Below are 249 nucleotides of genomic sequence, written 5' to 3' on the forward strand. Positions count from 1 at the left end.
CCAGGGTGAGGACGGCTTTGGTGATGACGCTCATGCGGTTGGGGCTGACGCGGGATCTGCGGAAGGTCTGCCAGGACTTCAGCCGTGCCATGCCTCGTTCGACGGGTGCCCGGGCCGTGGACAGGGCCCGGTTCACGGTCCGCTCGGTGAGAGTGAGTTCACCGTTGGGCGGGCGGCGCTTGGCGGTGGTGACCCAGTCGCCCGCACCGATGTAGGCCATGTCGGCGAGGACCGGGACGCCCTGGCGCG

Annotated in this window: 1 protein-coding gene; it reads right to left on the reverse strand. The window is 69.9% G+C overall.

Translation table 11 applies throughout. The features are described from left to right. Positions 1 to 249: transposase family protein (locus IE94_RS0134845; RefSeq protein ID WP_037925166.1), on the reverse strand; the 249-nt coding region annotated here is incomplete at both ends.

Origin of the sequence: Streptomyces violaceorubidus, assembly GCF_000717995.1 — a bacterium.
GTDB lineage: Bacteria > Actinomycetota > Actinomycetes > Streptomycetales > Streptomycetaceae > Streptomyces > Streptomyces violaceorubidus.